The following is a 16,792-nucleotide window of genomic DNA, read 5'->3' on the forward strand; positions in this document are numbered from 1 at the left end:
GGGCGTCGCCGGTCGCGCGGCGGCGCGGGCCGGCCCGGTCACGGCGAGCCGCCGACGAGCGAGCCGAACCAGGAGACGACGTCGTCGAGGCGCGCGCCCAGCAGGCCGATCAGCGTCTGACCCGCGGCCGTGGACGCGAGCGCCACGCCGAGCGCCAGCAGGCCGGCGAGGACCAGCAGCGTGAGCTGCACGTTCGAGATGCGGTGCTGGTACAGGCGCGACACGCCCTTGGCGTCGACGAGCTTGCCGCCCACGCGCAGCCGCGTCAGGAACGTGCTCGCCATGCCCGCCCGGCCCTTGTCGAGGAACTCGACCAGGGTCGCGTGCGTCCCCACCGCGACGATGAGCTCGGCGCCCTTGTCGTCCGCGAGCAGCATCGCGACGTCCTCGCTCGTGCCCGTCGCGGGGAAGACGACGTGCGGCACCCCGAGCTGCTCGACCCGTGCGAGGCCCGGTGCACGACCGTCCCGGTAGGCGTGCACGACGATCTCGGCGCCGCACTGCAGGGCACGGTCGGAGACGGAGTCCATGTCGCCGACGATCATGTCGGGCCGCCAGCCCGCCTCGAGGATCGCGTCCGCGCCGCCGTCCACGCCGATGAGCACCGGACGGTACTCCCGGATGTACGGGCGCAGCGTGACGAGGTCCTCCTTGTAGTGGTAGCCGCGGACGACGATGAGGACCTGGCGCCCCTCGAGCCGCGTGTCCACGTCGGGCACGCCGACGCCGTCGAGCAGCAGCTCCCGCTCACGGCGCAGGTAGTCCATCGTGTTCGCCGCGAAGGACTCGAGCTGCACCGACAGACCGGCGCGCGCCTCCTCCATCGTCGCGGCCACGGACTCGGGCGTCTGCGCGACGCCCTCGGCGACGAGCGCCTCCCCGTCGTAGACCGCGCCGTCGACGACACGCAGCGTGCGTCCCTCCGCGACCGCCATCACGTCGGCCCCGAGGTCGTCCACGAGCGGGATGCCCGCGGAGACGAGGATCTCGGGACCGAGGTTCGGGTACCGACCGGACGTCGACGGGGCCGCGTTGAGCACCGCGGCGGGCTGGCACCGCACGAGGGCCTCGGCCGACACGCGGTCGAGGTCCAGGTGGTCGATCACGGCCACGTCGCCGGGACGCAGGCGCTTGGTCAGGGACTTGGTGCGGCGGTCGACGCGCGCCGGCCCGACCACCTCACCGGTGTCGGGCGCGCTCGTCCGCCTGCGCAGGGAGACTCTCATCGTGGGGTCATCGTCCCACGGACCGGGCCAGCAGCTCCGACGCGTGGGCACGTGCCGTGTCGGAGTCCTGCCCGGAGAGCATCCGCGCGAGCTCGCGCACCCGCTCCTCGCCGTCGACCTCGCGCACGTCGGACTCCGTGACGACGTCCACGCCGTCCGCGGTCGACTTCGTCACGACCAGGTGCCGGTCCGCGAACGCGGCCACCTGCGCCAGGTGGGTCACCACGAGCACCTGCGTCCCGGCGGCGAGCCGCGCGAGGCGACGTCCGATCTCCGTCGCGGCCCGTCCTCCCACGCCGGCGTCGACCTCGTCGAAGACGAACGTGCCGGGTGCCACGGAGCCCTCGGCTGTGGCGAGCGCCACCTCGAGCGCGAGCATCACGCGCGAGAGCTCACCCCCGGAGGCGCCCTTGCCGAGCGGCCGTGCGGGCGCACCCGCGTGCGGGACGAGCAGCATCTCGACCTGGTCCGCCCCGTGCGCGGCGTGCTCCTCGGCCGGCCGCACGTCCACGACCAGCCGGGCCCCGGCCATCGCCAGCCCGCCGAGCTCCTCGCTCACCGCCTCCGACAGCGCTCCGGCGGCCGCGGTCCGGGCGGCGGTGATGGCGGCGGCCAGCTCCTGCAGGCGCGCGTCGAGCGCGTCGCGCCGCTCGTGCAGGGCCGCGATCCGCTCCTCGCCCCCTCCAGGTCCAGCAGCCGGGCGGACGACTCCTGCGCCCAGCGCAGCACCGCACCCACGTCCTCGCCGTACGAGCGCGTGAGCGTCGCGAGCTCGGCGCGACGGCGCTGCACCGCGTCGAGGCGCGCCGGGTCGGCCTGCAGGTCCTGGACGTAGGCCGCCAGCTCCGCCGCGACGTCGGCCAGCAGGTAGCCGGCCTCCGCGACGCGCGTCGCGAGCGACGCCAGGGCGCCGTCGTGCGCGCCCACCTGCTCGAGACGGCGTCGCGCGTCCTCGACGAGCACGGTCGCGGCGACCGCTTCCCCCGCCGAGTCGTCGTCCCCGACCAGCGCGGCGTGCGCCCCGGCGGCCGCGGCCCGCAGGTCCTCGGCGTTGCCGAGCCGCTCCGCCTCCGCCGCGAGCTGCACGTCCTCGTCCGGCTGCGGGTCGACGCGCTCGACCTCGGCGAGGCCGAGCCGGAGCAGCTCCGCCTCACGGGCGCGCTCCTGCGCGCGGGTGACGAGGTCGTCCAGCTCCGTCTGCACCCGGGCGCGCTCGGCCCACGTCCTGCGGTGGTCGGCGAGCACGGCCTGGTGCGCCGCCCCGGCGAACGCGTCGAGGGCGGCGCGCTGACGCGCCGGGGAGCGCAGACGCACCTGGTCCGCCTGCCCGTGCACGGTGACGAGCTCCTCGGCGATCTCGGCGAGCACACCCTGCGGGACCGAGCGTCCCCCGAGGTACGCGCGCGAGCGCCCGGGGGCGTCGTCGGTGGCCGCCGTCACCGTGCGGAGCACCACGAGGCTCCCGTCCTCGTCGACCTCGGCGCCGGCCTCGCGCGCACGCTCCAGGGCGGCGGCCCCGTCGCCCAGCACGACCCGGCCCTCCACGGCCGCGGACCGGGCGCCCGTCCGGACGGTCGCCGGGTCCGCCCGGCCGCCCAGCAGCAGCGACAGGGCCGTCAGCACCATCGTCTTGCCGGCACCGGTCTCCCCGGTCAGCACGGTCAGCCCCGGGCCGAGCCGCACGTGCGCGCGACCGATGACGCCGAGGTCGTCGATCCGGATCTCCTCGATCACCGTCCACCGTCCTCGCGGGCACCCCGCCAGCCGACGACCGGCAGGTCGAACTTCTGCACCAGGCGCGTCGTGAAGGGCGCCGGGTTGAGGCGTGCGAACCGCACGGGCTGGTCGCTCACGCGCACCTCGAGCCGCGCGCCGCGGTCCAGCTCGAGCTGGCGCCGCCCGTCGCACGTCACCACCGCCGCCGACGACGAGCGGCCGATGAGCTCCACGGCCAGCACGCTGCCGGGCCCGACGACGAGCGGCCGTGCGAACAGCGAGTGCGCGGCCAGCGGCACGAGCACGGTCCCGGCGACGTCCGGCCACAGCACCGGCCCGCCGGCGGAGAAGGCGTGCGCCGTCGAGCCCGTCGCGGTGGCGGCGACGAGGCCGTCGCAGCCGAACGACGAGAGCGGACGGCCGTCGACCTCGACGACGACCTCGATCATCCGCGCCGGGTCGGTCTTCTCCACGGCCGCCTCGTTCAGCGCCCACCCCGTCTCGACCCGGCCGTCGGCGTGCACGACGCGCACGTCGACGGTGTCCCGCTCCTCCACGTCGTGGTCGCCGGCGGTCAGCCGCGCCACGGCCGTCGCGACGTCCGCGGGCTCGATCTCGGCGAGGAACCCGACGTGCCCGAGGTTCACGCCGAGCAGCGCCACGTCCGTGCCGCGCGTGAGCTCCGCGGCGCGCAGGATCGTCCCGTCGCCGCCGAGCACGACCGCGAGCTCGAACGGGGGCAGCTCGTCCGCCGTGACGTCCTCCGACGCCTCCACCGCCTCGACGTCGGCGTGCGCGAGGGCGCGCACCACCGAGTCCGCGGCCGCGACCGCCTCGGGTCGCCCGCTGTGGCGGACGACCAGCGCGCGGCGCGTCACCGCACGCCCTCCCGCCGCGGGGTCGTGCCGTCGACCGCGGCGCGCACCGCCGCGTCGACCGCGGCGACGACGTCGACCGACGGGACCGGCGCGAGGGGCGCCGGCGCGCCACCCGGTGCCGTCAGGTGCACCACGAACTCGACGTTGCCGTGCGTGCCCGGCACCGTGCTGGGACGCACCGCGTGCACCGCGGCGCCGAGCCGCTGCGCCGCCTCGCACACGTCCAGCACCGCCGCACGCCACAGGTCCGGGTCCCGCACGACGCCGTGCGCGCCCAGGCGCTCGCGGCCCACCTCGAACTGCGGCTTGACGAGCAGCACCAGGTCGGCGCCCGGGGCCGCCACCGCCACGAGCGGGGCGAGCACGAGCCGCAGCGAGATGAACGACAGGTCACCGACCACCAGGTCGGGCACCGGGACGACGTCGCCGGCGCCCAGGTCACGCACGTTGACGCCCTCGCGCACGTCGACGCGGGGGTCCTCGCGCAACCACGGCACCATCTGCCCGTGGCCCACGTCGACCGCGACCACGCGCCCGGCACCGCGGCGCAGGAGCACGTCGGTGAAGCCACCGGTGCTGGCCCCCGCGTCCAGGCACACCCGTCCGCGGACCTCCAGGTGCGGCCAGGCGCCGAGCGCGTCCGCGAGCTTGAGGGCCGCCCGGGACGCCCACCCCGCGTCGGCCGGGTCGGGCGCGACCGTGACGTCCTGCCCGTCGTCCACGGGCGCGGCGGGCCGCCGCACGCAGGTTCCGTCGACCTGCACCCGGCCGTCCGCGACGAACCGGGCGGCCTGGGTGCGGGACCGGGCCAGCCCACGGCGGACCAGCTCGGTGTCGAGGCGTGCCGTCATCGTCGCGGTCATCCCTCGGCGTCCGCGAGCCGGTCCTGCAGCGCCTCGTGCACCGCCTCGAACGTCGCGAGCTGTGCGCGCAGGTCCAGCGTCTGCACCTCACGCAGCCGCCCGAGCGCCTCGTCCACCGCGTCGTCCCCCGTGGCCGCGGTCAGGAGGTCCGACGGCGTGGGTGCCGCGGGCACGGCCGAAGGCACGGCCGCAGACACGGCCGCGGGCGACGGCGTGCCCGCTGCGGTGCTGGCGCTCTCGCTCACGTGCGGTCCTCCTTCGTCGCGGTCGTCCGGCGGCCGCACCGGGCGGCGCACGGCGTCGGGCCGGCGCCGTGCGGACGTGCCGCACCGGCGCGCCGGGCGCGGGGCGTCCCCACGCTACCCGGCGTCGGCCCGCGGCGGCGGGCGCGACCCACAGGCGTGACGTGCCGCCCGGGCGCCGCGTCCGCGGTCAGAGCTCCGGCACGACGGCCGGGTCGAGCGGCGCACCCCCGTCGGCCGCGTCCCACGCCGCGGCGCAGGCCGCACGCACCAGGTCGAGCCGGGCACCGACGCCCCCGGCCGCGTCGGGCCGCAGGTCCAGCGCGCCGTCGGCCACCCGTGCGGCCGCGCCCCGGCACACCCACCACCCGTCCCGGCGGACCGGTGCGGGGTGCGGCTCGAGGAGCGCACGCAGGTCGGCGCCGACGAAGTGCGGGCGCTCGCCGGGCAGGGCGAGCACGTCGTCGCGGGCGCTGCTGACCCCCGTCAGGACGTGCAGGCCGGGGATGTCCCCGGACCTCGCACCGGCGAGGTCCGTGTCGAGCCGGTCCCCGACGACGAGCGGCGCACGGGCGCCGGCCCGCTCCACCGCCAGGCGGTACATCGTCGGCGACGGCTTGCCCGCGCTCGCCGGCTGGACCCCCGTCGCGGCGCGCACCGCACCCACGAGCGACCCGTTGCCGGGGGCGAACCCGCGGGCCGTCGGGAGGCTGAGGTCGAGGTTCGACGCCACGTGCCACGCGCCGCGCTGGACGGCGTAGGCCGCCTCCGCGAGCTGCGCCCAGCCGAGCTCGGGCGCGAACCCCTGCACGACCGCCGCCGGGTCGTCGTCCGCCGACGTCACGACCTCGTAGCCCTTGGCCCGCACCGCCGTCAGGAGGCCCGCGCCGCCCACGACCAGCACGCGCGCCCCGGCGGGCACGCGTGTCGCGAGCAGCTCGGCGGCGGCCTGCGCCGCGGTCATCACCTCGTGCGGGGCCGTCGGGATGCCGAGGCCCACGAGCTGCTCGGCCACCTGCTCGGGCTCGCGCGAGGCGTTGTTGGTGACGAACACGACGCGCATGCCGGCCCCGCGCGCCCGGTCGAGCCCCTCCGCGGCGCCGTCGATCGGCTCGTGGCCCCGGTAGGCCACGCCGTCCAGGTCGACGAGCGCGAGGTCGTAGCGCTCGGCGAGCGGCTCCTGCGACTCCAGCAGCCCCGCTCCCGTCACCGTGCCTCCTCGTCCTGGACGCCCTCGACGTCCTGGTCAGTCTCGTCCTGCGGCGTCTCGCCCTGCGGCGCCTCGTCCGACGCCGCCTCGCCCTGCGGCGTCTCGCCGCGCCCGGACCCGTCCGGCTCGTCCTGTGCGCCGTCGGCAGCGGACGGCGAGCTGACGTCCTCGGCACCGGTCGCCTCGACGTCCTCGACGTCCTCGACGTCCTCGACGTCCTCGACGTCCTCGAGGAGGTCGTACACCACGACCTCCTCCTCCGGCTCGACGGCGCCGGCGGCCTCGTCGAGCTGCTCCTGCGTGTACGGGGCGAGCTCCGCCTCCGCCTCGGCGTGCCTCCCGGCGGCCTCGAGAGCCGTCGCACGAGCCTGCGCGACGCGCACGGCGAGCAGCCCGCTCGCCCGCCGCACGACGTCGGTGGACAGCGCGGCGACCGCCGCCTCGGGCTGCCCCATCTCCAGGCGCGCACCGCTGACGACCATCGCGAGCTCGACCCGGACAGCAGCCGGCAGGGTCTCGGCCTCCGGCTCCTGGGCGAGGGCGACCGCGCGCTCCGGGCGCCCGAGCCCGCGCTCGGCGTCCGCCATGACGGCGAGGTGCTCCGACGAGCCGTTGAGACGACGGACCGTGCGCAGCTCGCGCAGCGCCTCCGCGTAGCGCCCTGTCCGGTACGCGGCGAGCCCCGCCGCCTCACGCACCACGTCGACGCGTCCGGCGCGGCGCACCGCCGCGGCCGCGTGCTCGTAGGCGAGCTCGGGGTCCACGTCGAGCAGCCGCCCGACCATCACCAGGTGCCTGCCGACGCGCTGCGCGTTCTCCTTGCTCAGCGTGCGCAGACGTCCGCGCACCTCGCGGTCGAGCTGGGCGAACGTCACCTCCTCGGGGAGCTCCGGCTCGGGCACGCGCACGCGCTCCGGCTCGTGCCGGTCCGCCCCACGGGGACCACGGTCGGCGCCCGCGACGCGGCGCGCCCCGGCGGCCCCGCGCGGGGGACCGTCACCGCGACCACGCCGCTCGTCGTGGCCGGGTCGCTCCTCGTACCCGCGGCGCGCACCGCGGTCGCGCACCTCGTGGCGTCCGCCGCTCGCGGCATCGCCTCGGCGGTCCCCCTGCCACGCGTCCTCGCGCCGGACGCCACCGCCCGGCCCGCGGTCCGTGCGTGGGGTCCTGTCGTCCGGCCCGCGGGCGTCGCGCGGCCCGGACGTCGACGCGCCGCGGGTGTGCGCACGCACGTCACCACGCGGCCCGTCCGCCGCAGGACGTCGGCCCGGGCCGGCGCCCCGGCCGCCCTCGTCGCGCCGCGGTCCGTCCCACGCACGGGGCGGACGCCCCCGTCCCGCAGCGTCACCGCGACCGCGGTCGTCACGTCCGCCGCCGTCCCCACGTCGGGGCTCCCAGGTGCGTCCCGACGCCCCGGAGCCGCCGCGCACGTCGCGCTCACGGGGGTCGTCCCCACGGCGCCCCGCCACCCGCGGCCGCCCGCCTGCACCCGCGGGCCGCGGGCCGCGGTCGTCGCTGCGCCACGGACCCGAACCGCCCGGAGCACGACCACGCCCCGCCGCGGCGGCACCCGCCGTGCGTCCTGTGCCGCCCTCGCCACGTCCGCGCTGCTCGTCGCGACGCTGATCGCGCACCCCGGCATCGAGCTCGCGCCCGCGCCGACCGCCGTCGGCGGGACGGCCCGGACCGGGACGCCACGCCTCCGCATCGCGCGCCGAACCGCTTCCCGCGCGGGGGCCCGCAGGCGCTCGACGCACGTCGTCCCGACGCGACCCGCCGTCCTCGACGCGCGGCCGGTCGTTCCAGCGGTCCCCGCGCCCCCGCCCCGAGGCCCCGCCGGTGCCGCGGCCCGTGGCGGAGCCGCCGCGAGCGTCACCGCCGCGCCACGACCCGGTCGACCCGGTCCCACCGCGCGCGGCCGCTCCGCCGCGCGTCCCGCGGGAGCCGTCGCCGGCCCCCGCAGCTCCACCGCGGGGCCCTCGTGCGCTGCCGCCCTGGTCGTTGCGGCGGGGACGTCGCTCGTCGGGCGAGCCGTCGCTGTTCATGTTGTGCTCCTCGTCGTACGTCGGCGCCCATGGTCTCATTACCGCGACCGGCAGGACCGCCGGCCCATCACGAGCCGGACGTGATCCGGGTCGCTGCGCGCCAGTCCGGGCGCGCGGTGGGGTGTGCACGAGCGCCGGCGCTGACCCCGCACGTACCGGACGCGGACGCCCGCGGCCGCTGCAGGTCGCCGTCGTGCTGCACGCGCCGACCGGCCATGGCCCGGTCCCAAGAGCGGTGCGTATGTGCCGGGAATGCACGAAGGCCCACCCGGTGTCGGGTGGGCCTTCGTGGAATGGTTGTCCGGCGGCGTCCTACTCTCCCACACCCTGGCGAGTGCAGTACCATCGGCGCTGAAGGGCTTAGCTTCCGGGTTCGGAATGGGACCGGGCGTTTCCCCTTCGCTATGACCGCCGTAACACGGTCGAGATTGTCAAGCAGGTCGTGGACCCGTTGATTTCTCGGGAACCGCACAGTGGACGCGTAGCAAAGAATGAAGTGTGTCAAGTTGTCGGCTTATTAGTACCGGTCAGCTGCGGCAGTCGTTGGTCCTGCCTTCCACATCCGGCCTATCTACCCAGTGGTCTATCTGGGAGCCTCTCACCCCGAAGGGCGTGGAAACCTCATCTTGAAGCAGGCTTCCCGCTTAGATGCTTTCAGCGGTTATCCCTTCCGAACGTAGCCAACCAGCCGTGCTCCTGGCGGAACAACTGGCACACCAGAGGTTCGTCCGTCCCGGTCCTCTCGTACTAGGGACAGCCCTTCTCAAGTTTCCTGCGCGCGCAGCGGATAGGGACCGAACTGTCTCACGACGTTCTAAACCCAGCTCGCGTACCGCTTTAATGGGCGAACAGCCCAACCCTTGGGACCTACTCCAGCCCCAGGATGCGACGAGCCGACATCGAGGTGCCAAACCATGCCGTCGATATGGACTCTTGGGCAAGATCAGCCTGTTATCCCCGGGGTACCTTTTATCCGTTGAGCGACGGCGCTTCCACAAGCCACCGCCGGATCACTAGTTCCGACTTTCGTCCCTGCTCGACCTGTCAGTCTCACAGTCAAGCTCCCTTGTGCACTTGCACTCGCCACCTGATTGCCAACCAGGCTGAGGGAACCTTTGAGCGCCTCCGTTACATTTTAGGAGGCAACCGCCCCAGTTAAACTACCCACCAGGCACTGTCCCTGATCCGGATCACGGACCGAGGTTAGATGTCCAGAGCGACCAGAGTGGTATTTCAACGATGACTCCACCGACACTGGCGTGCCGGCTTCACAGTCTCCCACCTATCCTACACAAGCCGCACCGAACACCAATACCAAGCTATAGTAAAGGTCCCGGGGTCTTTCCGTCCTGCTGCGCGTAACGAGCATCTTTACTCGTAGTGCAATTTCGCCGAGTTCGCGGTTGAGACAGCGGAGAAGTCGTTACGCCATTCGTGCAGGTCGGAACTTACCCGACAAGGAATTTCGCTACCTTAGGATGGTTATAGTTACCACCGCCGTTTACTGGGGCTTAAATTCTGAGCTTCGCACTTGCGTGCTGACCCGTCCTCTTAACCTTCCAGCACCGGGCAGGCGTCAGTCCGTATACATCGTCTTGCGACTTCGCACGGACCTGTGTTTTTAGTAAACAGTCGCTTCTCCCTGGTCTCTGCGGCCCTCCACGCTTCCCGGGCGAACCGGTACACGCTTGAGGCCCCCCTTCTCCCGAAGTTACGGGGGCATTTTGCCGAGTTCCTTAACCACGATTCTCTCGATCGCCTTGGTATTCTCTACCTGACCACCTGAGTCGGTTTGGGGTACGGGCGGCTAGAACCTCGCGTCGAGGCTTTTCTTGGCAGCATAGGATCACCCATTTCCCGCATACGCGGTACCCGTCGGTTCTCAGGCTACGTGAGGTGCGGATTTGCCTGCACCTCGCCCTACGGCCTTGGACGTGGACTACCATCGCCACGCTGGGCTACCTTCCTGCGTCACCCCTGTTAACACGCTTACCTACTACCGGTTCGGGTCCCGTGCTCCCCGGTGCGGTGTCCCCGAAGGGACGGTGCACCGGCTCGGACGGTCAGCATCACCGGGCTCGGTATGGGCGGTTCTTCGCCGGTACGGGAATATCAACCCGTTGTCCATCGACTACGCCTGTCGGCCTCGCCTTAGGTCCCGACTTACCCAGGGCGGATTAGCCTGGCCCTGGAACCCTTGGTCATTCGGCGGACGGGTTTCTCACCCGTCTTTCGCTACTCATGCCTGCATTCTCACTCGTGTGGGCTCCACCACTGGGTTCCCCCGCGGCTTCACCGCCCACACGACGCTCCCCTACCCATCCACACGACTGAACCACGAAGGCTTGTCACGATGTGTGAATGCCACAGCTTCGGCGGTGTGCTTGAGCCCCGCTACATTGTCGGCGCGGAATCACTTGACCAGTGAGCTATTACGCACTCTTTCAAGGGTGGCTGCTTCTAAGCCAACCTCCTGGTTGTCTGTGCAACTCCACATCCTTTCCCACTTAGCACACGCTTAGGGGCCTTAGCTGGTGGTCTGGGCTGTTTCCCTCTCGACTACGGAGCTTATCCCCCGCAGTCTCACTGCCACGCTCTGGCTTACCGGCATTCGGAGTTTGGCTAACGTCAGTAACCTGGTGGGGCCCATCGGCTATCCAGTAGCTCTACCTCCGGCAAGAAACACGTGACGCTGCACCTAAATGCATTTCGGGGAGAACCAGCTATCACGAAGTTTGATTGGCCTTTCACCCCTAACCACAGGTCATCCCCCAGGTTTTCAACCCTGGTGGGTTCGGGCCTCCACGCGGTCTTACCCGCGCTTCACCCTGCCCATGGCTAGATCACTTCGCTTCGGGTCTAGAGCACGCGACTGACACGCCCTGTTCGGACTCGCTTTCGCTACGGCTTCCCCACACGGGTTAACCTCGCCACGTACCACTAACTCGCAGGCTCATTCTTCAAAAGGCACGCCGTCACCCCTGCTAAGGAGGCTCCGACGGATTGTAGGCACACGGTTTCAGGTACTATTTCACTCCCCTCCCGGGGTACTTTTCACCTTTCCCTCACGGTACTTGTCCGCTATCGGTCACCAGGTAGTATTTAGGCTTACACAGTGGTCTGTGCAGATTCACTCCGGGTTTCTCGGGCCCGGAGCTACTTGGGATCCCCATCGGGAGGCCACGCCATTTCGTCTACGGGGGTACCACCCTCTGTGCCGGGCCTTTCAATGCCCTTCGACTATGACGCGACTTTCTGACTCCCTGCTGACACGGCAGTATCAGCTGACGGGTCCCACAACCCCGCACGTGCAACGCCTGCCGGCTTGAACACACGCACGGTTTGGCCTGATCCGCTTTCGCTCGCCACTACTCACGGAATATCTCTTCCTGCCGGTACTGAGATGTTTCACTTCCCGGCGTTCCCTCCACGCACCCTATATATTCAGGTGCGGGTCACCACACATGACTGTGGCGGGGTTTCCCCATTCGGACATCCTCGGATCACGGTTCGTTTGCCAACTCCCCGAGGCTTATCGCAGGCTACTACGTCCTTCTTCGGCTCCTGGTGCCAAGGCATCCACCCTGTGCCCTTATAAACTTGACCACAAAGATCATTCAAAGATGCTCGCGTCCACTGTGCAGTTCTCAAGCAACCACCGGACCCCGCCGGCACCAGGCACGCCTACCCCCACACACCACTGGCGTGCACAGGCGGTTCGACACCCACCGACAGACCCGAAGGCCCACCCAGCCCACCACCCGACCCCCACCCCGGCACAACACCAGGACCAGGACCCGCAGCAGCAGACCTTCGCGACCCCGAAGCAACACCCCGACAAGCGGGCTGTTCCCTCAGGACCCAACAGCGTGCCAGGCCGACCCCACCACCAGCAGACCAACCGTTCCCTCCCCCACCACACCCCCAGGAAGCAAGCTCCCCAGCAGCACGACGAGGCGTACTAGGCCATCTGCCAGCGCGAAGCCGGCCGTAGTCGACGTTCCACCCTCGAGCACCACCCCCCACACACTGGCGGTGGAGGCATGGGCCTGGACACCCACCCACACCCATGACAGGCGCAGGCACGTGCCAGATGCTCCTTAGAAAGGAGGTGATCCAGCCGCACCTTCCGGTACGGCTACCTTGTTACGACTTAGTCCTAATCGCCAGTCCCACCTTCGACGGCTCCCCCCTCAAAGAGGTTGGGCCACCGGCTTCGGGTGTTACCGACTTTCATGACTTGACGGGCGGTGTGTACAAGGCCCGGGAACGTATTCACCGCAGCGTTGCTGATCTGCGATTACTAGCGACTCCGACTTCATGGGGTCGAGTTGCAGACCCCAATCCGAACTGAGACCGGCTTTTTGGGATTCGCTCCACCTCGCGGTATCGCAGCCCTTTGTACCGGCCATTGTAGCATGCGTGAAGCCCAAGACATAAGGGGCATGATGATTTGACGTCATCCCCACCTTCCTCCGAGTTGACCCCGGCAGTCTCCCATGAGTCCCCGGCATAACCCGCTGGCAACATGGGACGAGGGTTGCGCTCGTTGCGGGACTTAACCCAACATCTCACGACACGAGCTGACGACAACCATGCACCACCTGTGCACCGACCTTGCGGGGCACCCATCTCTGAGTGTTACCGGTGCATGTCAAGCCTTGGTAAGGTTCTTCGCGTTGCATCGAATTAATCCGCATGCTCCGCCGCTTGTGCGGGCCCCCGTCAATTTCTTTGAGTTTTAGCCTTGCGGCCGTACTCCCCAGGCGGGGCACTTAATGCGTTTGCTGCGGCACGGAATCCGTGGAATGGACCCCACACCTAGTGCCCAACGTTTACGGCATGGACTACCAGGGTATCTAATCCTGTTCGCTCCCCATGCTTTCGCTCCTCAGCGTCAGTTGCGGCCCAGTGACCTGCCTTCGCCATCGGTGTTCCTCCTGATATCTGCGCATTCCACCGCTACACCAGGAATTCCAGTCACCCCTACCGCACTCTAGTCTGCCCGTACCCACTGCAAGCCCCAGGTTGAGCCTGAGGTTTTCACAGCAGACGCGACAAACCGCCTACGAGCTCTTTACGCCCAATAATTCCGGACAACGCTTGCGCCCTACGTATTACCGCGGCTGCTGGCACGTAGTTAGCCGGCGCTTCTTCTGCAGGTACCGTCACTTGCGCTTCTTCCCTGCTGAAAGAGGTTTACAACCCGAAGGCCGTCATCCCTCACGCGGCGTCGCTGCATCAGGCTTGCGCCCATTGTGCAATATTCCCCACTGCTGCCTCCCGTAGGAGTCTGGGCCGTGTCTCAGTCCCAGTGTGGCCGGTCGCCCTCTCAGGCCGGCTACCCGTCGTCGCCTTGGTAGGCCATCACCCCACCAACAAGCTGATAGGCCGCGAGCCCATCCCCCACCGATAAATCTTTCCAGACGCTCCAGATGCCCGGGCGCCTCGTATCCAGTATTAGACCTCGTTTCCAAGGCTTATCCCAGAGTGGAGGGCAGGTTGCTCACGTGTTACTCACCCGTTCGCCACTGATCCGGTCAGCAAGCTGACCTTCACCGTTCGACTTGCATGTGTTAAGCACGCCGCCAGCGTTCGTCCTGAGCCAGAATCAAACTCTCCGTAAATGTCACACGCCACCCACCAGGCGAACCCGGCAGGCAACAGACACACAAAGAAACCCCACACGAAGCAGGGCCGAAACTGGTCTCTACCCCAGACCATCACCACGGGGACGCGGATCAAGATCTGGGCTCGACACCAAACAAATGGCATCGACTACTTGGCACACTGTTGAGTTCTCAAGGAACAGACGCTCATCCTCGATCCACCCTCTCGGGCTTCCCGCAGGAGGCTCATCCACCCTAGCAGACCCTTACGCTTTCCCCGACCACCGAGGTGACCGTTTCCAGCAGGACCGCCGTTGTGTTTCCACCGTACCAGAAGAATTCCTCGCCCCGACCGCCGTAACGGCCGACACAATTCCCTCTCCAGCAACGATTTCCACGCTACCAGGCCATTCCAAACCCCGACCGCCGAAACGACCAGCACACGCAAGAACCGACCCACCCGCACCTCACACCCCGACGCGCACAGCGCCTGGGTGATCCGAACCGGGGTTGTGCCCTGCTCCGCGGGACCGGCCACCATCACGGTGTCCGTGCCTCCCTGCCGGGCGGGCCTAGAGAACATTACGCGAACCCAGCCCCCCACGCAAACCCTGCCGCCGGTGACCACGGTCACCAGGTCGCGGGCTGCGCGGCGCCCCCGGCCGCTCGCTGTGCAACCCGCAGGCGGGCAGGACCATTCCCTTCGTGCCCGCGTGAGCGTGGTCACCGCCGGCGCCACCGCGTCGCCCCGCCCCGGCGGATCGCCGCGCGCCGCCGGTCGTCGCGCACGTGCGTGCCGTGGGCCGCGTGCCTGTCGTCGCGCACGTGCCGGCCGCGGGACCGCGTGCCGGTCGTCGCGACCGGCCCCTCGGCCGGTCCGCACGGTGGCCCACCGCGGCTCCCGGTGCCCGCCCCCCACCGGGGACGGGCACCGGGTGCCGTCGTCAGGCGCCGGCGTCGACCACCGCGAGCGTCCGCTTGCCCCGGCGCAGCAGCGCCCACCGCCCGTGCAGGAGGTCCCCGGGTGCGAGCACCGCGTCCTCGTCCGCCACCCGCACGTTGTTCACGGAGGCACCCCCCTCGGCGATCGCGCGCCGGGCGGCGGCCTTGCTCGCCACGACACCGGTCGCCGCGAGCAGGTCGACGACGGGGTCGCCGGCCGCGCCGCGGGCCGTCGGCAGCTCCGCGACCGCAGCCGCGAGGGTCGCCGCGTCCAGGTCCTCGAGCGAGCCCCGGCCGAACAGCGCCTGGCTCGCGGCGACGACGGCGTCGGTCGCGGCCGCGCCGTGGACGAGCGCCGTGACGTCGTAGGCGAGCGTGCGCTGCGCCTCACGCGCCGCGGGCCGCGCCGCCACCGCCTCCTCAAGCTCCGCGATCTCCTCACGGGTGCGGAAGGTGAACACCTTCAGGTAGCGGACGACGTCCGCGTCGTCGGTGTTGAGCCAGAACTGGTAGAAGGCGTACGGCGTCATCATGTCCGGCGCGAGCCACACGGCACCGCCCTCGGACTTGCCGAACTTCGTGCCGTCCGCCTTGGTGATGAGCGGCGTCGTCAGCGCGTGCACCGCGGTCCGCTCGGTCTTGCGGATGAGGTCGACGCCCGACAGCAGGTTCCCCCACTGGTCGTTGCCACCCGTCTGCAGCGTGCAGCCGTGCCGGCGGAACAGCTCGCGGTAGTCGAGGCCCTGCAGGATCTGGTAGCTGAACTCGGTGAAGGAGATGCCCTCCTCGCTGGCGAGGCGCCGTGCCACGGTGTCCTTCGCCAGCATGGTGCCCAGCCGGTAGTGCTTGCCGACGTCCCGCAGGAAGTCGATGGCCGACATCCCGCCCGTCCAGTCGAGGTTGTTCACCATGACCGCGGCGTCCGGCCCCTCGAAGTCGAGGAAGCGCTCGATCTGGGCGCGCAGGCGCCCGACCCACTCCGCCACGGTCTCCGGGGTGTTGAGCACGCGCTCGCCCGACATCCGCGGGTCGCCGATGAGCCCCGTGGCGCCCCCGACGAGCGCGAGCGGCCGGTGCCCCGCGAGCTGCAGGTGGCGCATGAGCACGAGCTGCACGAGGTGGCCGTGGTGCAGGCTCGGCGCGGTCGGGTCGAAGCCGGTGTAGAAGGTGACCGGTCCGTCGGCCAGCGCCTGCGCCAGCGCGTCGCGGTCGGTGGTCTGCGCGACGAGCCCGCGCCACTCGAGCTCGTCGAGGATGTTGCTCACGTCGGTCTCCTCCTCGCGGGCGCCTCGGCGGCCCGGGGTCAGTGTCGTTGCGATGGCGGTCGCGGTGCCGGCGGCACCGTCCTCAGGCCGACGTCGTCGCCCCGCGCGGGGCGTCTGCCGACGCCGGCGACCGATACGCCGGGCGGTAGGCCGACACGGTCGGCTCGTTCGTCAGCCACAGCCGCCAGGGGTGCGCGCCCGCGTCTCCGCCCGGTCCGGCCACCCCCACCCGCGGTCCGGTCGCGACGGCCGGCAGCGCCGTCGCCGCGTCGCGGCGGCGGACCACGACGGCGCCGCCGGGCTCCGTGACGTCCGCACCGTTCGCGGTCAGGTCCAGCCCGAGGCACACGGCGAGCCGCGCCGGACCGCGCGCGAGCTGACGCGCGCTGTCGACGACGCCGGAGCGGGTGCGCCGCGCCCACGCCAGGTCGGCCCCCTCGACGACCTCGCCGGCACGCAGCAGCACGGCCGACGCGCTCCCCGCGGGCTGTGTCACGACGTTGACGCAGTGGTGCAGACCGAGGTGGCGGTAGACGTAGAGACGTCCGGGCTCGGCGAACATCGCCGCGTTGCGCGGCGTGCGGCCGCGGAAGGCGTGCGAGCCGGGGTCGTCCTGCGCGCCGTACGCCTCGACCTCGGTCAGCCGCACCGTCACGGTGCCCTCGGGGGACCGGGTCGTCACGAACCCGCCGAGCAGGTCGCGTGCCACCGCGAGCACGTCCCGCGCGAACCAGGTGCGCGCGGGCACGGGACCGGCCCCGGGGACGTCGGGCACGGGGCCGTCGTCCCCGCGGCG

8 protein-coding genes, 3 rRNA genes and 1 pseudogene are annotated in these 16,792 nt (G+C 71.1%); all 12 read right to left on the reverse strand.

Annotated elements, in window-relative coordinates:
- Nucleotides 1-38: 38 nt before the first annotated feature.
- The 12 genes and pseudogenes from steA to GC089_RS10340 all read right to left on the reverse strand — a co-directional run bounded on the left by steA (nt 39) and on the right by GC089_RS10340 (nt 16,771).
- Nucleotides 39-1,226, reverse strand: coding sequence for a putative cytokinetic ring protein SteA (gene steA, locus GC089_RS10285; protein WP_155377609.1), 1,188 nt, complete (start codon nt 1,224-1,226; stop codon nt 39-41).
- A gap of 7 nt (nt 1,227-1,233) precedes the next feature.
- Nucleotides 1,234-2,960: pseudogene (recN, locus tag GC089_RS10290) on the reverse strand (DNA repair protein RecN).
- Nucleotides 2,957-3,820, reverse strand: a complete 864-nt coding sequence (locus GC089_RS10295; RefSeq protein WP_155377610.1) for an NAD kinase — start codon at nt 3,818-3,820, stop codon at nt 2,957-2,959. Before GC089_RS10295 ends, recN begins: the two are co-directional and overlap by 4 nt.
- Nucleotides 3,817-4,683, reverse strand: a complete 867-nt coding sequence (locus GC089_RS10300; RefSeq protein ID WP_230684731.1) for a TlyA family RNA methyltransferase — start codon at nt 4,681-4,683, stop codon at nt 3,817-3,819. Before GC089_RS10300 ends, GC089_RS10295 begins: the two co-directional genes overlap by 4 nt.
- Nucleotides 4,680-4,928 (reverse strand): hypothetical protein, encoded by a 249-nt coding sequence (locus GC089_RS10305; RefSeq protein ID WP_155377611.1) that lies wholly within the window; start codon nt 4,926-4,928, stop codon nt 4,680-4,682. The genes GC089_RS10300 and GC089_RS10305 overlap by 4 nt, the downstream gene beginning before the upstream one ends.
- 187 nt (nt 4,929-5,115) lie before the next feature.
- Nucleotides 5,116-6,135 carry an HAD-IIA family hydrolase gene (locus GC089_RS10310; protein WP_155377612.1) on the reverse strand — a complete coding sequence of 340 codons (1,020 nt, stop codon included), beginning with the start codon at nt 6,133-6,135 and terminating at the stop codon, nt 5,116-5,118.
- Complete coding sequence (locus tag GC089_RS10315) at nt 6,132-7,037, reverse strand: hypothetical protein (protein ID WP_196250680.1); 906 nt, start codon at nt 7,035-7,037, stop codon at nt 6,132-6,134. The genes GC089_RS10310 and GC089_RS10315 overlap by 4 nt, the downstream gene beginning before the upstream one ends.
- A gap of 1,442 nt (nt 7,038-8,479) precedes the next feature.
- Nucleotides 8,480-8,596: ribosomal RNA gene (gene rrf / locus GC089_RS10320) — 5S ribosomal RNA — on the reverse strand.
- 81 nt (nt 8,597-8,677) lie between these two features.
- Nucleotides 8,678-11,786, reverse strand: a 23S ribosomal RNA gene (locus GC089_RS10325).
- 498 nt (nt 11,787-12,284) lie between these two features.
- A 16S ribosomal RNA gene (locus GC089_RS10330) occupies nt 12,285-13,807 on the reverse strand.
- Together the 16S, 23S and 5S rRNA genes form the textbook arrangement of a ribosomal RNA operon.
- 926 nt (nt 13,808-14,733) lie before the next feature.
- Nucleotides 14,734-15,996, reverse strand: a complete 1,263-nt coding sequence (gene tyrS / locus GC089_RS10335) for a tyrosine--tRNA ligase (protein ID WP_155377613.1) — start codon at nt 15,994-15,996, stop codon at nt 14,734-14,736.
- Nucleotides 15,997-16,078: 82 nt separating this feature from the next.
- Entirely contained in the window at nt 16,079-16,771 is a 693-nt protein-coding gene (locus tag GC089_RS10340) for a DNA-3-methyladenine glycosylase (RefSeq protein ID WP_155379125.1), read from the reverse strand.
- Between the last annotated feature and the right edge of the window lie 21 nt (nt 16,772-16,792).

The sequence above is a fragment of the Cellulomonas sp. JZ18 genome (assembly GCF_009720485.1).
Taxonomy (GTDB): domain Bacteria; phylum Actinomycetota; class Actinomycetes; order Actinomycetales; family Cellulomonadaceae; genus Cellulomonas.